We start from the raw sequence: 950 nt of genomic DNA, 5'->3' as shown, positions 1-950 counted from the left end.
CTGGCTGCCCTTGTCGCTGTGATGGATCACCCCGGCACTGGGACGGCGCTGGTGGATCGCCATCGCCAGCGCATCGCTCACCAACTCGGTCCGCATGTGATCGGCCATCGCCCAGCCGACGATCCGCCGCGAGAACACATCCAGCACCACCGCCAGGTACAGGAAGCCCTGCCAGGTCGGCACGTACGTGATGTCGGCCGTCCACAACCGGTTCGGCTCGGCGGCTGTGAAGTTTCGTTTCACCAGATCGCCGGCAGCGGCCGCCTTCCGGTCGGCGACCGTCGTGCGGCACCCCTTGCGGCGCGACACCCCGGCCAGCCCAGCCGCGCGCATCAGCCGGGCCACCCGCTTGCGCCCGACCCTGATGTGGTCGATCTCCCGCAGATCGGCATGGATCCGGGGCGCCCCGTAGATCTCATCGGAGGCTGTGTGGTGGGCGCGGATCTTCTTCGTCAGCATCGCGTCGTGCCGGGCGCGAGGGGATGGCCCGTGCCGCTGCCGTCTGGTCCAGGCGTAGTAGCCCTGGCGCGACACACCCAGCACCCGGGCCAGCAGGGAGACATCGTGGTGGTCTTTCTCCGCATGGATCAGCCGGAACTTCATCTCGGCAGATCCGTCTCCCGCGCGAAGAAAGCCGCGGCCTTACGCAAGATCTCCTTCTCCTCGCGGAGGATCTTGTTCTCCCGGCGCAGTCGTGTCAGCTCTTCGCGTTCGGCGCTGGTCATGCCGTCGCGGCGGCCGTCGTCGATGTCGGCTTGGCGTACCCAGTTACGGATCGTCTGTGCGGAAGGCTCGAACTCGCGGGCGAGATCTTCCGGCGTCCGTCCCGAGCGCACCAGCCCCACCATCTGCCGGCGGAACTCATACGGGTAGTTCGGCACGTGGACTCCTCTTTCAGGGGCACAGGGTGCCCCACAGATCAGGTGTCCACCAAACCGGGGCAAGACCAG

Annotated in this window: 2 protein-coding genes; both read right to left on the bottom strand. The window is 67.3% G+C overall.

The features are described from left to right. Positions 1–603: IS3 family transposase (locus QSK17_RS35680; RefSeq protein WP_285711117.1), on the bottom strand; the 603-nt coding region annotated here is incomplete at its 3' end. After that, complete coding sequence (locus tag QSK17_RS35675; protein WP_285711116.1) at positions 600–881, bottom strand: transposase; 282 nt, start codon at positions 879–881, stop codon at positions 600–602. The genes QSK17_RS35680 and QSK17_RS35675, both read right to left, overlap by 4 nt. Positions 882–950 lie beyond the last annotated feature (69 nt).

It is taken from the genome of Microtetraspora sp. NBRC 16547, assembly GCF_030268965.1.
Classification (GTDB): domain Bacteria; phylum Actinomycetota; class Actinomycetes; order Streptosporangiales; family Streptosporangiaceae; genus Microtetraspora.
The sequence above is the reverse complement of the archived record's forward strand: the minus strand, read 5'-3'. Positions and strand labels throughout refer to the sequence as shown.